Annotated in this window: 16 protein-coding genes; 11 read left to right on the forward strand and 5 right to left on the reverse strand. The window is 59.3% G+C overall.

Going from position 1 to position 17,641, the window contains the following annotated elements; all coding sequences use genetic code 11:
* Positions 1 to 204 precede the first annotated feature (204 nt).
* Entirely contained in the window at positions 205 to 1,149 is a 945-nt protein-coding gene (gene ispH, locus ICA15_RS24760; protein WP_210554899.1) for a 4-hydroxy-3-methylbut-2-enyl diphosphate reductase, read from the forward strand.
* On the opposite strand, the gene ICA15_RS24765 is transcribed toward ispH, so the two are convergent.
* Complete coding sequence (locus ICA15_RS24765) at positions 1,106 to 1,675, reverse strand: GspH/FimT family pseudopilin (RefSeq protein ID WP_210554900.1); 570 nt, start codon at positions 1,673 to 1,675, stop codon at positions 1,106 to 1,108. The genes ispH and ICA15_RS24765 overlap by 44 nt on opposite strands.
* Before the next feature lie 130 nt (positions 1,676 to 1,805).
* Between ICA15_RS24765 and ICA15_RS24770 the strand changes: the two genes are divergently transcribed.
* Genes ICA15_RS24770 through thiO form a run of 7 tightly spaced genes read left to right on the forward strand, consistent with a single transcriptional unit; the run spans position 1,806 to position 8,577 of the window.
* Positions 1,806 to 2,279 (forward strand): GspH/FimT family pseudopilin, encoded by a 474-nt coding sequence (locus ICA15_RS24770; RefSeq protein WP_150617362.1) that lies wholly within the window; start codon positions 1,806 to 1,808, stop codon positions 2,277 to 2,279.
* Entirely contained in the window at positions 2,276 to 2,725 is a 450-nt protein-coding gene (gene pilV, locus ICA15_RS24775) for a type IV pilus modification protein PilV (RefSeq protein WP_210554901.1), read from the forward strand. Before ICA15_RS24770 ends, pilV begins: the two co-directional genes overlap by 4 nt.
* Positions 2,722 to 3,435, forward strand: a complete 714-nt coding sequence (locus tag ICA15_RS24780; RefSeq protein WP_150602203.1) for a PilW family protein — start codon at positions 2,722 to 2,724, stop codon at positions 3,433 to 3,435. The genes pilV and ICA15_RS24780 overlap by 4 nt, the downstream gene beginning before the upstream one ends.
* A gap of 11 nt (positions 3,436 to 3,446) precedes the next feature.
* On the forward strand, positions 3,447 to 3,926 hold the full coding sequence (locus ICA15_RS24785; RefSeq protein ID WP_150617365.1) for a PilX N-terminal domain-containing pilus assembly protein: 480 nt from the start codon (positions 3,447 to 3,449) through the stop codon (positions 3,924 to 3,926).
* A complete protein-coding gene (locus ICA15_RS24790; protein ID WP_210554902.1) occupies positions 3,913 to 7,002 on the forward strand; it encodes a pilus assembly protein in 3,090 nt (1,029 codons plus the stop codon). The genes ICA15_RS24785 and ICA15_RS24790 overlap by 14 nt, the downstream gene beginning before the upstream one ends.
* A 15-nt stretch (positions 7,003 to 7,017) precedes the next feature.
* Complete coding sequence (locus tag ICA15_RS24795) at positions 7,018 to 7,419, forward strand: type IV pilin protein (protein WP_047303296.1); 402 nt, start codon at positions 7,018 to 7,020, stop codon at positions 7,417 to 7,419.
* A gap of 57 nt (positions 7,420 to 7,476) precedes the next feature.
* Complete coding sequence (gene thiO / locus ICA15_RS24800) at positions 7,477 to 8,577, forward strand: glycine oxidase ThiO (protein ID WP_210554903.1); 1,101 nt, start codon at positions 7,477 to 7,479, stop codon at positions 8,575 to 8,577.
* A 91-nt stretch (positions 8,578 to 8,668) separates the two neighbouring features.
* Here the strand turns inward: thiO and ICA15_RS24805 are convergent, their stop codons facing one another.
* The 4 genes from ICA15_RS24805 to ICA15_RS24820 all read right to left on the reverse strand — a co-directional run bounded on the left by ICA15_RS24805 (position 8,669) and on the right by ICA15_RS24820 (position 12,968).
* The gene (locus ICA15_RS24805; RefSeq protein WP_210554904.1) at positions 8,669 to 10,015 is read right to left on the reverse strand and encodes a sigma-54-dependent transcriptional regulator; all 1,347 of its coding nucleotides are present in this window, start codon (positions 10,013 to 10,015) and stop codon (positions 8,669 to 8,671) included.
* Complete coding sequence (locus ICA15_RS24810; protein ID WP_210554905.1) at positions 10,012 to 11,601, reverse strand: two-component system sensor histidine kinase NtrB; 1,590 nt, start codon at positions 11,599 to 11,601, stop codon at positions 10,012 to 10,014. Before ICA15_RS24810 ends, ICA15_RS24805 begins: the two co-directional genes overlap by 4 nt.
* Complete coding sequence (locus ICA15_RS24815) at positions 11,591 to 11,824, reverse strand: PP0621 family protein (protein ID WP_042561130.1); 234 nt, start codon at positions 11,822 to 11,824, stop codon at positions 11,591 to 11,593. Before ICA15_RS24815 ends, ICA15_RS24810 begins: the two co-directional genes overlap by 11 nt.
* 127 nt (positions 11,825 to 11,951) lie before the next feature.
* Complete coding sequence (locus ICA15_RS24820) at positions 11,952 to 12,968, reverse strand: outer membrane protein assembly factor BamD (RefSeq protein WP_150617369.1); 1,017 nt, start codon at positions 12,966 to 12,968, stop codon at positions 11,952 to 11,954.
* A gap of 151 nt (positions 12,969 to 13,119) precedes the next feature.
* On the opposite strand from ICA15_RS24820, the gene rluD reads away from it, so the two are divergent.
* The 3 genes from rluD (at position 13,120) to clpB (ending at position 17,496) form a co-directional block, all read left to right on the forward strand.
* Positions 13,120 to 14,082, forward strand: a complete 963-nt coding sequence (rluD, locus tag ICA15_RS24825; RefSeq protein ID WP_042561128.1) for a 23S rRNA pseudouridine(1911/1915/1917) synthase RluD — start codon at positions 13,120 to 13,122, stop codon at positions 14,080 to 14,082.
* Positions 14,079 to 14,801 (forward strand): peptidoglycan editing factor PgeF, encoded by a 723-nt coding sequence (pgeF, locus tag ICA15_RS24830; protein ID WP_210554906.1) that lies wholly within the window; start codon positions 14,079 to 14,081, stop codon positions 14,799 to 14,801. Before rluD ends, pgeF begins: the two co-directional genes overlap by 4 nt.
* A 130-nt stretch (positions 14,802 to 14,931) precedes the next feature.
* Positions 14,932 to 17,496, forward strand: a complete 2,565-nt coding sequence (clpB, locus tag ICA15_RS24835; RefSeq protein WP_150602211.1) for an ATP-dependent chaperone ClpB — start codon at positions 14,932 to 14,934, stop codon at positions 17,494 to 17,496.
* The last annotated feature ends 145 nt before the right edge of the window (positions 17,497 to 17,641 follow it).

Consider the following 17,641-nt stretch of genomic DNA (forward strand, 5'->3'; position numbering starts at 1 on the left):
AAAGTACAAGGAGCCTCTGTGGCGAGGGGATTTATCCCCGATGGGGTGCGAAGCGCCCCCAAGGCCTGACACCGCGGTTCCATTGAGAATTGTGGTGGCTGGATAGGGGGCGCTTCGCACCCCATCGGGGATAAATCCCCTCGCCACAGAGCAAGTTCCCACAGTGTTTTTAACTGTTTTCGCGCGCAAGACACGAGGCACAGCATGCAAATCAAACTCGCCAATCCCCGTGGCTTCTGCGCCGGTGTGGACCGGGCGATCGAAATCGTCAACCGCGCCCTGGAAGTCTTCGGGCCACCGATCTACGTGCGTCATGAAGTGGTGCACAACAAGTTCGTCGTCGAAGACCTGCGCAGTCGCGGGGCGATTTTCGTCGAAGAACTGGATCAGGTGCCGGACGACGTCATCGTGATCTTCAGTGCTCACGGCGTATCGCAAGCCGTGCGTACCGAAGCCGCTGGTCGTGGCCTGAAGGTGTTCGACGCTACTTGCCCGCTGGTCACCAAGGTGCACATCGAAGTCGCGAAATACAGCCGCGACGGTCGTGAATGCATCCTGATCGGCCATTCCGGTCACCCTGAAGTCGAAGGCACCATGGGTCAGTACGACGCCAGTAATGGCGGCGCGATCTACCTCGTCGAAGACGAGAAAGACGTCGCCGAACTGCAGGTGCACAACCCGGAGAAACTGGCCTTCGTCACCCAGACCACGCTGTCGATGGACGACACCAGCCGTGTCATCGATGCGCTGCGTACGCGTTTCCCGGCCATTGGTGGCCCGCGCAAGGACGACATCTGCTACGCCACACAAAACCGCCAGGACGCCGTCAAGCAACTGGCCGACGAGTGCGACGTGGTGTTGGTGGTCGGTAGCCCGAACAGCTCTAACTCCAACCGCTTGCGTGAACTGGCCGAACGCATGGCCACGCCGGCCTACCTGATCGACGGCGCCGAAGACCTGCAACAGAGCTGGTTCGATGGCGTCGAGCGTATCGGCATCACTGCCGGTGCTTCGGCGCCGGAAGTGCTGGTGCGCGGCGTTATTCAGCAGTTGCACGCGTGGGGCGCTACGGGTGCCGATGAGCTGGCCGGGCGCGAAGAGAACATCACGTTTTCGATGCCGAAAGAGCTGCGCGTCCGTTCGATCTAACGCTTTTTGCTTTTTGACACAGCGCCTGTTCAGTCTTTTCGCTGCTCAGGCGCACGCGACCGGTCGCCGCCAGCACTATCTGGCGCTGGCTGACCGGCTCGCGAGTCGAGCAGATATGTAACGTCCCCGCCTGAAACTTGCGCCCGGGCATCAGCGGTTGCCCCAGACTGCTGAACCGCACATAACGATTCACCAGCCAATTGCCGACGATCGGTACCTTCGCGTCACTCGCATGCTCCAGCAGCAGCGGGTTGCTGCTGTCCTCCGGCCCCTTGCCGCTGATATCCAGAATGATCCGCCAACCCTGACTCCAATCGCCGTTGATGCCGTGAATCATCGTAGTCTGATTACGCGTGATGGCCGTTGTGCGAGCGTTACGGATGCCCTCGATCAATGACTGTGCAGCCTGGTCGCGCTGGTTCGATTCGGTGAGCGTGGCAAACGCCGGACTGACCAGCAGCAGAACAATTGCGCCAATCGCCAGTCCCATAAGCAGTTCGATCAGGCTGAAGCCTTGTTGCGACATGAAAACGCCCTCCTTGGAGTGTGATCAGCGACGCGTTCCGTGCGCCGCTGCGAGTAAATCAACCGACATGTATTGATTGAATGTTCTAGCGTGTAGAAGCAGGTATAGCCGACGGCAACGGAGGGCATCGATGGATCATCGTACAAAAGGTTTCACGCTGATCGAGTTGCTGGTCGCCATCGCGATTTTTTTGGTCCTGATCACACTGGCGGTGCCCGCTTTCACCCGATCGATACAAAGCAGCAAGGCCGATACCGAAATGGGCGATCTGCAGCGGGCGATCAATTTCGCCAGGCTCGAAGCGATTGACCGCGGCACGACGCTGCGCCTGCGTCCGACCGCCGGGGGCAGCGTCTGGACCGGTGAATTGGCTGTCTACGACAGTACTGGCACTGCGGCCAATGTGTTGCGGGTTGTTCCGGCGATGAGCAGCGGCGCCACTCTGACGCTAACCTCAGGAGTGACCGCGCTGGATTTCAACAACCTCGGCGGTCTGGCCGCACCCTCAACGGCAGTGGTCATCAGTTACACGCTGGGAACGCAGAGCAGGACGCTTAACGTGTGTTTGAACGGACGAATTCAACTGGGTGGAAGTTGCGGATGAGGGCAGGGAGCAAAGGCGTACAGCAGGGTATGACGCTGATCGAAGTGCTGGTTGCGTTGCTGATTCTGACGGTCGGGCTGCTCGGTGCGGCGGCGGTGCAACTGAATGCACTGAAATACACCGACAGTTCACGCATGACCAGTCAGGCCAGTTTCATCGCCTACGACATGATGGACCGCATCCGCGCCAACTCCGGCGCGAATTACACCATTACGCCACCGATCTCGGCCAACCTGGGCAACGCCCGCGATCAGGATCTCTACGATTTCACCACCAGTATCGTCAACTTCGGCGGGCCGACTGCGACTGGCAGCATCACCCTCAACCAGCGGGTTTACACCATCACCATCACCTGGAGTGACGCGCGCGCGGCCAACACGGCCAATGCTCAACGCAGTTTTGTCCTGAGCAGTCGAGCCGCCGTTGATCCGGTGGTCACGCCATGAAGCGCCAAAACCACGGTTTCGGTCTTATCGAATTACTGATCGCTTTGGCGCTGGGGCTGATCGTAGTGTTGGGCGTGGTGCAGATTTTCATTGCCGCAAAAAACACCTACGTCAGCCAGAACAGCGCTGCTGCCATGCAGGAAGACGCGCGCTTCGTATTGAGCAAAATGATCCAGGAAATCCGCATGGTCGGAATGTTCGGCTGCCTTGGCGTCATCACCGATTCAAGCAATGCCGGGGACTTCAATGCGGCGCAGATCACGCCGATCAATTGGGATAACGCCAATCTCAAGCTGACGCTGGTCACGGCGGATATTGGTGGTAGCGGCGGCACACCCACCTGGACAGTGCTGTCTGATTGCCGCAACAGCGCGACGGCTTACACCGGGTTGCGAAGCCCGGCAACCGGGCAGATCGCCTTCCCGATACGACGTCTGATCTACAGCTTCAGCAACAACCAGATACTGATGGGTACTGGCAGCGGCAACCCGGCGCAACAGGTGCTGGTGAACAACGTCAGTGCTTTCAACGTGACATTCGGTCTGGCGAGTTCCGCGACGGATGTCGCAGCCTCGACCTACAGCACCAATCCGGGCGATCCGGCACGTATTCGCAGCGTGCGCCTGAGCCTGACCCTCGCCGACCCCAACAACCGGGTGCGCAATCAAACCTTCAACGTGGTTGCCGCTTTGCGCAACCGCTTGCAGTGAGGGGCAGGGTGATGAGGATTTCTCTCCATCAGCGTCAGGCACAGAAGGGCATGGTGCTGCTGGTCAGCCTGGTGTTTCTGTTGCTGATGACGATGATCGGCCTTTCATCGATGCAGAGTGCCAACCTGCAGGAAAAAATGGCCGGCAGCGTAGGCCTGCGCAATCAATCATTTCAGACCGCCGAAGCGGCGTTGCGTGTGGGCGAGAGCGCGGTGCAACTGGACAGTTTTGCTTTGGCAGTGTGCAGCGGCACCACGCAATGTGCGCCGCCAGCCGAGTCGTCGGTGGTGAGTGCGGCGGGGCTCAATTCGACCTCGGGGGTACTCTGGATCGCCGCAGGCAACGGCTTCTATGGCGTACAGAACATCGGTACGACGCTGACCGCCGTGAATGTACCGAGCAACACGTCGGCGACCCTTTATCGGGTGACCGCTGTCGGCATCGCCGGTACTTCGCGTAGCGTTGTGGAGAGTGTCTATGCGAAGTTTTGAACGCTGCGCATCTCTGCTGACCGGCATGCTGCTGACTTTCTATCTGGCCGCACCGGCTTATGCGTTCACGCCGTCTGACTCGCCATTGCTGAGTGCGGCGGCGGTGCCACCGAACGTTATGTTGCTGATCGACGATTCGGGGAGCATGAACAGCATCATCTATGCGGCGGGATTCGATCCGACGCTCAACCGCACGCCCGCCCGGGAGTGCAATGCGTTCCTGGGGTTGTGCTCAGGCCTGAATGCGCCAGCGATTACGGGCGATACCGTGTTCTTGTCGAGTCTGCCGACCTCAGGTTGCTCTGGCGGTGCCTATGCGTTTTACAACAACAGCCTTGCGCCGCTTTGCCTGAAGCTGCCGGACCCGGTGGGTGGCGGTAATACACGCTATTCAGGGGATTACATTTCTTACGTGGTCAGTCTTGCGATCAACAATGGCACCCGCGACTTCACCACCGGGGCGATCCCCAACGATTACCGAATCAACGTCGCACGCAACGTTTCCACGGCACTGGTCAGCAGCAACCGGACTTTGCGCATGGGCCTGTCGACGTTCAACCCGGCGACCAGCACCAACTCTGGCAATGGTGGCTACATTGCCCGCTCAATTGCTGATCTGTCAGCGGTCGCCGGTAGCGTGACCCAGGCCCAGGCTGACTCCAATTACAACGTGCTGATCTCCTCGATCAACAACTTGAGCGCCGTGGCCAACACGCCATTGGCGGAAACCTATTACGAAGTCACTCGCTACATGCGCGGCATGGCGCCGTTCTACAACAGTACACCGAGCACCTACACCAGCCCGATCCAGTACCGCTGCCAGAAAAATTACGGCGTGGTGATCACTGACGGGTTGCCGACGTTCGACCGTACCTTCCCGACCAATGATCCGTTGGGCACGAACCGTTTGCCGAACTGGGACGGCGTCAACAATGACGGCGACAACCTTAACGGCGACGGTGAGGGTGACACGTTGTATCTGGATGACATCGCCAAATTTGCTTACGACATCGACATGCGCTCCACCGGCACCGACGCAGCAGGCAAGAGCTGGAACGCAGTGGATTTCCCCAAGCAGAACATGAACACCTACACCGTGGGCTTCGCCGCTGACAACGACATGCTCTCCGACGCGGCGAGTTACGGGCAGGGTCGTTACTATCAGGCGACCGACAGCGCTGGCCTCAATGCGGCGTTGTCATCGGCGCTGAGCGACATCACCTCCAAGGCCGGTTCCGGTGGTGCCGGTGTTGTCAGCGGGACCACCCTCAGCAGTAGCAGCAGTTTCTATCAGACCACCTATGACCCCAAGGACTGGCGCGGCACGATCAAGGCATTCGGCTTCACATCGGCCGGAACCGTTAATACATCGACGGCACTCTGGAACACCGACACCACAGTTGTTCCGGGGGCCACCGCGCCGACCTACCAATCCTGGAACACCTCAAGCAACGCTGCCGTCACCCTGGCCTACGGTAATTTTTCCGCGGCGCAACAGACGACGCTAAGTGGAGGTCTGCCAACCGGCATTACCGGTATTGATCTGGTGGAGTGGAGCAAGGGCACCAACAAGAGCGGACTCAGGGCTCGCAGTGTATTGCTCGGCGACATCATCAATTCGCCACTGGTGCTGGCCGCGCCCACGGACAAAACCGCCTCCGACCTGTCGAACGACACCACTTACAGCACTTACCTGACGACCAAAGCGGCGAACATGAGCGCCAGCCTGGTGGTGAATGCCAACGATGGTTTCGTCAACGTCATCAACTCGGCCAATGGTACCCGGCGTTACGCCTACATGCCGTCCAGTGTGTTGCCGTCGTTGCGCTTGATCGCCGACCCGAATTACATCAATGGCGTCAGCCACAAGTTTCTGGTCGACGGCCAGGTCGGCGTGTATGACGCGCAACTCAACAACGCCTGGAAAACCCTCGCCATTGGCGGCACCGGTGCGGGTGGCAAAACCTTCTACGCGCTGCAACTGTTCGATGCCTCCGCAGGCAACGTCATGCGTGCGTTGTGGGAAGTCAGCGCGCCGGCCATCGCCAACACCGGCAACGTTTTTAATGATCTGGGTTATGCCTATGCGCGACCGGAAGTGGCACGCTTGGCCGATGGTCGCTGGGCCGCGTTTATCTCTAACGGTTATGGCAGCAATTCGGGGCTGGCAGCGCTGTATGTGCTGGATATACGCGACGGTTCGCTGATCAAAAAGATCGTTGTCGACAGTACGGACACCAGCAACGGTTTGTCCTCGGTGAAGCTCAAGGTCAACTCGCAAAACGTGGTGCAGGCTGCCTATGGCGGTGACTTGAAGGGGCGGTTGTGGAAATTCGACCTCAGCGCCACAGCACCCGACAGCTGGGGCGTGGCGTTTTCCGGCAAGCCGCTGTTCACCACGGCGGGCGGGGCGACGCAGCCGATCACGGCGCAACCTTTGCTGGCGGACAACGCAGCGGGCGGCAAACAGATCTTCGTCGGTACCGGTAAATTCAACGAAACCGCCGACAAGACCAACAAGGATTTGCAGGCGTTCTATTCAGTGTGGGATGCCGATGGCGGGGCCGGGCAGTTGACCGTCAGCAGTTTGCAGCCGCAGGCAATTACTGGCTCATTCTCCGGTAGCACCGGGCAATTCCTGACCACAACGCAGAACGAGACGACGTATCCGGGGGAGAAGGGCTGGTACTTGCCGCTGGTGTATAACAACGTGCTGACCGGCGAGCGGGTGATCAATCAAGCGAGTATCGTGCTGGGCCGCATCGTCTTCACCACGGCCAGCGTCGACACCACCGATCCCTGTGCGAGTTTCGGTACCGGCAAACTGGTCGAACTCGATGCGTTCAGCGGTAAGATGCTCAACTATGCCGTGCTCGACACCAATTCCGACAGCCTGGTCGACAGCAATGACACGATCTCCAGTGGCGTGATATTCACTGGCGGCATTCCGACGCTGAACTTCATCTCCAGTGACGGCAAACGCAAAGGCATGACCGACACCAGCGGCACCATCACCATCATTGTAGAAAAGGGCGGCGGCGGCAGTCGTCGTATCATGTGGCGACAAATACAGTAAGTGAGAGTTTGAGGCATGCGCAGATCCAACCGAGGTTTCACCCTGATCGAAATCATGATCGTGATTGCGATCATCGGGATTGTGCTCACCATCAGCATTCCAAGTTACAACGAATACGTGAAGAAAGGCCGCCGCGCCGAAGTGGTGTCGCTGCTCTCGGAACAGGCACAGAGCCTCGAACGCTTCTACACCAAGAACAATGTCTATACCGGCATCACCGGCCTGAGCGCGGGTAATGATTTCTACACCCTCACGCCGACGATCACTGATCAGACCTTCCTGCTGACTGCCGCCCGTAAAACGGGCACGGCCATGGCCACCGACAAGTGCGGGGATTTCACCCTGACCAACACCGGCGTCAGAAGCATGAACAACGCGACCACCGGGCTGACCACCAAGGATTGCTGGGGCCGCTGAGGCGCTTATCTTCGGGCGCCTTTTGCGCCCACTGTCTTTTTTACGGTTGGATCAAACATGACCAGGCAACAGCAAGTGGTGATTGTCGGTGGCGGGGTGATTGGCCTGCTGACGGCCTACAATCTCGCCTCCGAAGTGCGCAGCGTGGTGCTGCTGGACCGCTCGAATGTCGGCCAGGAATCGTCCTGGGCGGGCGGCGGTATCGTTTCTCCGCTGTATCCGTGGCGCTATAGCCCGGCAGTCACCGCCCTGGCGCATTGGTCGCAGGATTTTTATCCACAGCTCGGCGAGCGTTTGTTTGCCGACACCGGCGTTGATCCTGAAGTCCATACCACGGGTTTGTACTGGCTGGATCTGGACGACGAAGCCGACGCGCTGGCGTGGGCGGAACGGGAAAACCGTCCGTTGCGGGCCGTGGATATCTCGGCTGCGCACGATGCAGTGCCGGTGCTCGGTGCTGGATTCTCGCGGGCTATCTACATGGCCGATGTGGCCAACGTAAGAAATCCTCGCCTGGTGAAATCCCTGAAAGCAGCCTTGCTGGCGCTGCCGAACGTGACGATTCATGAGCAGTGCGAAGTCAGCGGTTTTGTTCGCGAGGGCGAGCGGGTTGTTGGCGTGCAGACTTCCACTGGCGTGATCACTGGCGATCAGGTCGTGCTAACGGCTGGCGCGTGGAGCGGTGATCTGCTCAAGACGCTGGATCTGACGCTGCCCGTAGAGCCGGTCAAAGGCCAGATGATCCTCTACAAGTGTGCGGCTGACTTTCTGCCGAGCATGGTGCTCGCGAAGGGGCGCTATGCGATTCCGCGTCGCGACGGGCACACACTGATTGGCAGCACGCTGGAACATGAAGGCTTCGACAAGACCCCGACCGATGTGGCACTGCAAAGCCTCAAGGCCTCGGCAGTTGAATTGTTGCCGGCACTGGCCGATGCCGAAGTGGTGGGGCATTGGGCAGGGTTGCGTCCGGGTTCGCCGGAGGGGATTCCCTACATTGGCCGGGTGCCAGGGTTTGAAGGTTTGTGGCTCAATTGCGGGCATTACCGCAACGGGTTGGTGTTGGCGCCGGCGTCGTGTCAGTTGTTTGCCGATGTGATGCTGGGGCGAGCGCCGATTATTGATCCAGCGCCGTATGCACCGGCCGGGCGGATTTAAAACCAGGGTCAAAAGATCGCAGCCTTCGGCAGCTCCTACAGGAAACGCATTCCAATGTAGGAGCTGCCGAAGGCTGCGATCTTGTAAAGGATCAGTCCAGACCGAGTTTCTTCAGGCGATAACGCATCGACCTGAATGAGAGACTCAACCGCTGCGCCGCCGCAGTCCTGTTCCAGCGGGTCTCCTCCAGCGCCTGCAAAATCAGTTTACGTTCGACGTTCTCCAGATAATCTTCCAGATTGTCGATCTGCGTCAGATCGGCAATCCCGCTATCCGCCGCACAGTTGCCCTCGCTCAAGCGCAAATCTTCAGCCTCAATCGTACGGTTCTCGCACAAGGTATGCGCGCGTTCGAGCACGTTCTCCAGTTCCCGCACATTCCCCGGAAACCGGTAGTTCTTTAGCGCTTCCAAGGCCTGCGGATGCAGGGCCGCCACCGGTTGCAAAGTGTCCTTGGCCAAGCGCGCGAGCATGTGCGCCGCCAGCACTTCAATGTCATCCCGTCGCTCGCGCAGGGGCGGCACACGCAATTCGATCACGTTTAGCCGGTAATAAAGATCCTGACGAAAGCGCTCGGCGGCGACTTCTGCGTCGAGGTCCTTGTGCGTCGCGCAGAGAATGCGCACATCGACCACGGTTTCCTGCTGACCGCCGACACTGCGTACGGCTTTTTCCTGAATCGCCCGCAGCAGCTTTACCTGCATCGACAGTGGCAAGTCCGCCACTTCATCGAGAAACAATGTCCCGCCCTGTGCAGCCTGGAACAGGCCCGGTTTGTCCTCGACTGCGCCGGTAAAACTGCCTTTGCGATGGCCGAAAAACTCGCTCTCCATCAGTTCCGAGGGTATTGCCCCGCAGTTCACCGGCACGAACGGCTTGCCGGCGCGGGGCCCTTGTTCGTGGATGAGTCGTGCGACGAGCTCTTTGCCGCTGCCGGATTCACCGCTGATGTAGACCGGTGCCTGGCTGCGAGCAAGTTTGTCGATTTGTTTGCGCAGGTTGCGCATCGGCGGCGAATCACCCAGCAAACGTCGATCAATTGAGGTGCTTGCGTCGCCAACGGCGGGCATGCGCAGTGCTGTGGCGACCAATTCCCGCAGTCGGGTGAGATCTACCGGTTTGGTCAGAAAGTCGAAAGCCCCGGCCTTCAACGCATTGATTGCCGTTTCCAGGCTGCCGTACGCGGTAATCATCGCCACCGGCAGTTGTGGATAACGTTGCTGAATGTGCTGCACCAGTTCCAGCCCCGTGCCATCAGGCAGGCGCATGTCGGTCAGGCACAGGTCGAAGGTCTCGCGCTGTAACAGCGCCTGGGCCTCAGCCAGATTGCGTGCGCTGTAGCTGTTGAGTTTCATCCGTCCCAGGGTGATTTCCAGGAGTTCGCGGATATCCGGTTCGTCGTCGACGATGAGGATTTTTTGCCGTGGGCTCGTGTTCAACTTTGTTTCCGTCCGTGAGCAAAGGTGATGCGAAAGCAGCCGCCGCCTTGGCGTGGATTGAAGTCTAGGCGCGCTTGGTTGCTTTCGCACAGCTCACGGGACAGATAAAGCCCCAGGCCAGTGCCTTGGCTGCTGGTGGTGAAGAACGGTTCGAACAGATGCGGCTGCTGATCAAGCGGCACGCCGGGACCGTTGTCTTGCACTTCGAGCACCGCCAGTTGGCTGTCGGGGTCAATGAACAGGGCCAGCCAGACCTCGGCCGGATCATGCAGCAAGGCGCTGTGACGCCAGCCGTTGCGTAAAAGATTGTCGAGAATTTGTGTGAGCTGGTCGGGATCCATCAGGGTCGCAAAGTCGCCCGAGTTGATCCGCAGATGAATCTTCTGCCGCTCGGTAGCCTGCATGCGGCTCTCAGTGACGAAGTTTTCCAGCCACGGCTTGAGGTCCAGCCGTTGTGGAGCGCTCTGTTGACGGCGGGACAGTTGCAGGACGTTTTCGATAACTCGGTTCATGCGCTGGGAGTGGTCTTGAATAATCTGCGTCAGACGCCGATCCGCGCTATCGAGTTCCTCGGACTCGCCCAACAACTGCGCCGCATGACTGATGGCACCCAACGGATTGCGAATCTCGTGGGAAATGCCGGCGGTCAAACGCCCGAGCGCGGCAAGTTTCAGTTGCTGGGCTTGTTGAGCGATCTGCGCGAGGTCTTCGAGAAACACCAGGGTTTGTTGATTGGGGCTTTGTTCGAGGGCGATGAAGCTTGGCTGCAATTCCAGACCGTTGCCGGGGATTTTCAGGCTCTGTGGACGCAGTGTCGGGTTGTTCAGCCACAGTTGCAGGCGTTCGACCAGCGCGGTCGAGTAATCGTCGATCAAATGGCCCTGAAGGTGCGATTGCGCTAGCAGGGTCTGCGCGCTGTGATTGGCCAGTTGTACACGGCGTTGTTCGTCGAGCACCAGGATCCCGGTGCGCATGCGTTGCAGGATCAGCGCATTGAGAGCCTCCAGGCCGACCACTTTGCTGGCGGTTTGCTCGGCCAGGGTTTCGCTGACCTCCAGCCGCCGGACCAGCCCTTGCACCAGCAACGATGCGGCAAAACACAGCGCGCCGAGGGTGCCGGCCTGCAGGTATTCGTTGGCGCTCAGGGGATGTCTGAAACTCAGAAGAAAGCTTAAACCGACAATGCCGAGGGCGCCGATGGCAGCGATCAGCAGACCGATGCGTCGGCGTAGCAAGGTGTTGCTGATCGCCACTGAAACGATCAGCAAGTTGCCGAGCGCACTGGCCACGCCGCCAGCCGCGTAGAACAAGCCGCACAGCAGCAGTACGTCGACCAGCGCCAGGCTGAATAATTGCGCCGGGCGTCGGACGTTCTCCAGGAACACCACCAGCAAAATGTTCAGCACCAGATACAGCCAGCTGCCGTTGCGCAGTAGATCGTCGTTGGCCGACGTCAGCAGGCGGTTGTCCATGTTGCTGGAGATCAGCAGCACCAAGGTGATGCCGACACTTAAGCGGTAAAGATGATAAAGGCGCAGCAGTCGCTGAGCCTGTTTGCTGTCGGCGTGGGCGGCCTCAGCGATCACTGGAGCCTGGGCCTTGCTCGAGGTGAGCCTGGCTGCAATACCACTGTTGTTGAAGGCTCAGCGCGCGGTCGCGGGGCAGATGCACGCCGCAATGGGCGCAGCGCACCATCGGCGCAGCATCTTGCTCGCGAGGGGATTGGGCGGACGAAGCAGGGGCCTTGAACTTGCGCCACAGCCATATCGCGGCAAATATCAGGGCAATCCAGAACAATAAACGAAGCATGATGAGCGGCTTTTCGACGGATGATTCGGCAGTTTAGCCAAGGTCCTGACAAGCGCACAGCGCTATTAAAGCGCGGTAATGAAAAAGGGAGATCCGAAGATCTCCCTTTTCTGTACATCCGGTGTGATCAGTCGAACACGCCGAAAGTCATGTAGCTGAACCACGAGCGGTCGGTGTCGGTAGATTCCGGCTCCGGCTCTTCGATCACGTCGCCGTTCTCGTCTTTAGGCTTGAGCTCGTTCGGGATCGAATCTTTCGCGTCCTGATACTGCTTCTGCACGTCCTGGTTGGCGCGGGTCTCTCCCGGCGGCAGCGGCGGACGCGACTCGATCAGACCGAGGGTCGCCTTGCTCAGGAACGAACGGTTGTCGGCTTCTGCAACCCTTGGCACGAACTGGCCGTCTTGCAGGGTCGGGTGATCCGGGTAGTTGAGCTTCAGGGTTTCCAGGCTGGTGTTGGCCAGTTCGTCCAGGTGCAGACGCTGGTAAGCCTCGGTCATCACCGCCAGGCCGTCGCCGACCGATGGGGTTTCCTGGAAGTTTTCCACTACATAACGGCCACGGTTGGCGGCGGCGACGTAGGCCTGACGGGTCAGGTAATAGTCGGCTACGTGGATTTCGTAGGCGGCCAGCAGGTTGCGCAGGTAGATCATGCGCTGCTTGGCGTCCGGCGCGTAGCGGCTGTTCGGGTAGCGGCTGGTCAGCTGGGCGAACTCGTTGTAGGAGTCGCGGGCAGCGCCCGGGTCACGCTTGGTCATGTCCAGCGGCAGGAAGCGCGCCAGCAGGCCGACGTCCTGGTCAAAGGAAGTCAGACCCTTGAGGTAATACGCGTAATCCACGTTCGGGTGCTGCGGGTGCAAACGAATGAAACGCTCGGCGGCAGACTTTGCAGCTTCCGGCTCGGCGTTCTTGTAGTTCGCATAGATCAGTTCGAGTTGTGCCTGATCGGCGTAGCGACCGAATGGATAACGCGACTCCAGAGCCTTCAGCTTGGCTGTGGCGCTGGTGTAGCTATTGTTGTCCAGGTCCTGCTGAGCCTGCTGATACAGCTCGGCTTCACTCAGGTTTTCGTCTACGACTTCCTTCGATGAGCAAGCAGCGGTCAATGCGAGGATGGCGATCAGCAGCAGGTGTTTCACTTGCATGGCGGCTTGCGTCCCTATGACGGCCGCTGTCTTGGGCGGGGCCGTCCTGTTATGATGAGCGCCCCGTTGAAAAGCCTCGGGGCAAAAGACGCCGTATTTAACCACAAGCGCGCAGCCGAAACCAAAAGCTGTGCCGACGCACAGTCAGAGCATGTCCGATAAAATTGAACTTCGCGCAGAGGTGCCGTCCGAATTGGGCGGCCAACGCCTCGATCAAGTCGCTGCCCAACTCTTCGCTGAGCACTCTCGCTCGCGCCTTTCCGCCTGGATCAAAGAAGGTCGCCTGACTGTGGACGGGGCGGTCATCCGCCCGCGCGACATCGTTCATGGCGGTGCCATCCTTGAACTGACTGCCGAGCAGGAAGCTCAGGGTGAGTGGATCGCCCAGGACATCGAACTCGATATCGTCTACGAAGATGACGACATCCTGGTGATCAACAAGCCTGCGGGCCTGGTGGTGCACCCGGCCGCCGGTCACGCCGATGGCACCTTGCTCAACGCCTTGCTGCACCACGTGCCGGACATCATCAATGTCCCGCGCGCCGGTATCGTGCATCGTCTGGACAAGGACACCACCGGTCTGATGGTGGTGGCCAAGACCATTCAGGCGCAGACAAAGCTTGTTACTCAATTGCAGAGTCGCAGCGTCAGCCGGATCTACGAGTGCATCGTGATTGGCGTGGTCACCGCCGGGGGCAAGATCAACGCCCCGATCGGTCGTCACGGCCAGCAGCGCCAGCGCATGGCGGTGATGGAGGGCGGCAAGCCTGCCGTCAGCCACTATCGCGTGCTGGAGCGTTTCCGTTCCCACACTCACGTGCGGGTAAAACTGGAAACCGGTCGTACTCACCAGATTCGCGTGCACATGGCGCACATCAACTTCCCGTTGGTCGGCGATCCGGCGTACGGCGGTCGCTTCCGCATTCCGCCAGCTGCAAACGTGAACATGGTCGAAACCCTCAAGCAATTCCCGCGTCAGGCACTGCACGCGCGTTTCCTTGAGCTGGATCATCCGACGACCGGTCAGCGCATGAGCTGGGAATCGCCGTTGCCGGAAGATTTCGTCTGGCTGCTGACCCTGCTCAAACAGGATCGCGAGGCCTTCATCGGATGAACTGGCTGACGCCGGACTGGCCTGCGCCGGCCAGCGTCAAGGCCTGTGTCACCACCCGCGAGGGAGGTGTCAGCGAGCCGCCGTTCGACAGCCTCAATCTGGGCGATCATGTTGATGATCGTCCCGAGGCCGTTGCCGAGAATCGTCGGCGTCTGACCGATCACTTCTCTATAAAGCCTGCCTGGTTGCAGCAAGTTCACGGGATTGCCGTGGCGCATGCTGATCCGAGTATCGTCGCGACCGCTGATGCGAGCTGGACGGCAACGCCGGGCATTGCCTGCGCGGCGATGACGGCCGATTGCCTACCGGCATTGTTCTGCGATCGTGCCGGCACGCGTGTCGCGGCCGCTCATGCCGGTTGGCGTGGTCTGGCGGCGGGCGTGCTTGAGGCAACTCTCGACAGCCTCGATGTTCCGGCGGCAGAGGTGCTGGTCTGGCTCGGTCCAGCCATTGGCCCGAAAGCCTTTGAAGTCGGCCCGGAAGTTCGGGAAGTCTTCATCAATCAACTGCCTGAAGCAGCAGAAGCGTTCGTACCGAGCGACAATGCAGGCAAGTTCATGGCTGACATCTACATGCTGGCGCGCCTGCGTCTGGCAGCCCGTGGTGTCACTGCTGTTTATGGTGGCGGTTTCTGCACCGTGACCGACCCGCGCTTCTTTTCTTACCGCCGTGCATCTCGCACTGGTCGGTTCGCCTCCCTTATCTGGCTCACCCGCTAGACTTGCCTGACCTGCATCAACTCTCCGCCGCTTGAATCTCGCAGAATCGACCGCATCTACAGTGGTATCTGGCAGGTTTCTTTATTCAGGATGGTTTTTAGGTCCGGCCTGCTCAAAAGGAAGGTGACCCATGCGTATAGACCGTTTAACCAGCAAATTACAGTTGGCATTGTCCGACGCCCAGTCGTTGGCTGTCGGCCACGATCATCCGGCCATCGAGCCGGCGCACTTGATGCAGGCCATGCTTGAACAGCAGGGTGGTTCGATCAAACCTCTGTTGATGCAAGTAGGCTTCGACGTCAACAGCCTGCGAAAAGAGCTGACCAAAGAACTCGATCAATTACCAAAAATCCAGAACCCGACTGGCGACGTGAATATGTCGCAGGATCTGGCGCGCCTGCTCAATCAGGCTGATCGTCTGGCCCAGCAGAAGGGCGATCAGTTCATTTCCAGCGAACTGGTGTTGCTCGCTGCGATGGACGAAAACAGCAAGCTCGGCAAGCTGTTGCTCGGCCAGGGCGTGAGCAAGAAAGCCCTGGAAAACGCGATCAACAACCTGCGCGGTGGCGAAGCCGTTAACGACGCCAACCACGAAGAGTCGCGTCAGGCGCTGGATAAATACACCGTCGACCTCACCAAGCGCGCCGAAGACGGCAAGCTCGATCCGGTGATCGGCCGTGACGACGAAATCCGTCGCACCATTCAGGTTCTGCAGCGTCGCACCAAGAACAACCCGGTGCTGATCGGTGAGCCTGGCGTGGGTAAAACCGCGATTGCCGAAGGTCTGGCCCAGCGCATCATCAATGGCGAAGTGCCGGATGGCCTCAAGGGCAAGCGTCTGCTGTCCCTCGATATGGGCGCGCTGATTGCCGGTGCCAAGTATCGCGGTGAGTTCGAAGAGCGCCTGAAATCGCTGCTCAATGAGCTGTCGAAGCAGGAAGGGCAGATCATTCTGTTCATTGACGAACTGCACACCATGGTCGGAGCCGGTAAGGGCGAAGGTTCCATGGATGCGGGCAACATGCTCAAGCCAGCGCTGGCTCGCGGCGAGTTGCATTGTGTTGGCGCAACCACGCTCAACGAGTACCGCCAATATATAGAGAAGGACGCGGCCCTCGAGCGACGCTTCCAGAAAGTCTTGGTTGAAGAGCCGAGCGAAGAAGACACCATCGCGATCCTGCGTGGCCTCAAAGAGCGTTACGAGGTTCACCACAAAGTCGCGATCACCGACGGCGCGATCATTGCGGCGGCCAAGCTCAGCCACCGTTACATCACTGATCGGCAGTTGCCGGACAAGGCCATCGACCTGATCGACGAGGCCGCCAGCCGCATCCGCATGGAGATCGATTCCAAGCCGGAAGTGCTGGATCGTCTGGAGCGCCGTTTGATTCAGCTGAAAGTTGAATCTCAGGCACTGAAGAAAGAAAGCGATGAAGCGGCGATGAAGCGCCTGGAAAAACTTCAGGAAGAAATCGTCCGTCTCGAGCGCGAATACTCGGATCTGGAAGAAATCTGGAACTCGGAAAAAGCCGAGGTGCAGGGTTCTGCACAGATTCAGCAGAAGATCGAACAGTCCCGTCAGGAACTGGAAGCCGCGCGCCGCAAAGGCGATCTGAACCGCATGGCGGAATTGCAGTACGGGGTCATCCCGGATCTGGAACGCAGCCTGCAAATGGTCGACCAGCACGGCAAGAGCGAAAACCAGTTGCTGCGCAGCAAGGTGACTGAGGAAGAAATCGCGGAAGTCGTGTCGAAGTGGACCGGCATCCCTGTCTCGAAAATGCTCGAAGGCGAGCGCGACAAGCTGATGAAGATGGAAAGCCTGTTGCACAAGCGCGTGATCGGTCAGGAAGAAGCGGTCGTGGCGGTTTCCAATGCGGTGCGCCGTTCGCGTGCCGGGTTGTCCGACCCGAATCGTCCGAGCGGCTCGTTCATGTTCCTCGGCCCGACCGGTGTCGGTAAAACCGAGCTGTGCAAGGCACTCGCCGAGTTCCTCTTTGATACTGAAGAGGCGATGGTGCGGATCGACATGTCCGAGTTCATGGAGAAACATTCCGTGGCACGGCTGATCGGTGCGCCACCGGGATACGTGGGTTACGAAGAGGGCGGTTACCTGACCGAAGCGGTGCGGCGCAAGCCTTACTCGGTGATCCTCTTGGACGAAGTCGAGAAGGCGCATCCGGATGTGTTCAACATTCTGCTGCAAGTGCTTGAGGATGGGCGCCTGACCGACAGTCATGGCCGTACGGTCGATTTCCGCAATACCGTGATTGTCATGACCTCTAACCTCGGCTCGTCGCAGATCCAGGAGCTGGTCGGTGATCGTGAGGCACAACGTGCGGCAGTCATGGATGCGCTGACTTCGCACTTCCGTCCGGAGTTCATCAACCGGGTCGACGAGGTGGTGATCTTCGAGCCTTTGGCGCGGGATCAGATCGCGGGTATTACCGAGATCCAGTTGGGCCGCCTGCGCAGCCGTCTGGCCGAGCGCGAGCTGAAGCTGGAACTGAGCCCGGAAGCGATGGACAAGCTGATAGCCGTCGGCTACGACCCGGTCTATGGCGCACGTCCTCTGAAGCGGGCGATCCAGCGCTGGATCGAAAACCCGTTGGCGCAACTGATCCTGTCGGGGCATTTCCTGCCTGGCGCGACAGCAACAGGCGCAGTGGAGAACGATGAAATCGTTTTCAACTGATCCGCAGCGTCAATGAAATAAGGAAGGCCTCGCATTGCGAGGCCTTTTTTTCGCCAGGCTGTTGAACTGAAAGGAAAAGGCTTGTAAAGTGCGCCCCGCAGTCAGTCACCCACAAGGGTTTCAGCTCACTGAGCGGAAATCTGAA

It is taken from the genome of Pseudomonas sp. P116 (assembly GCF_020149425.1).
GTDB lineage: Bacteria > Pseudomonadota > Gammaproteobacteria > Pseudomonadales > Pseudomonadaceae > Aquipseudomonas > Aquipseudomonas anatoliensis.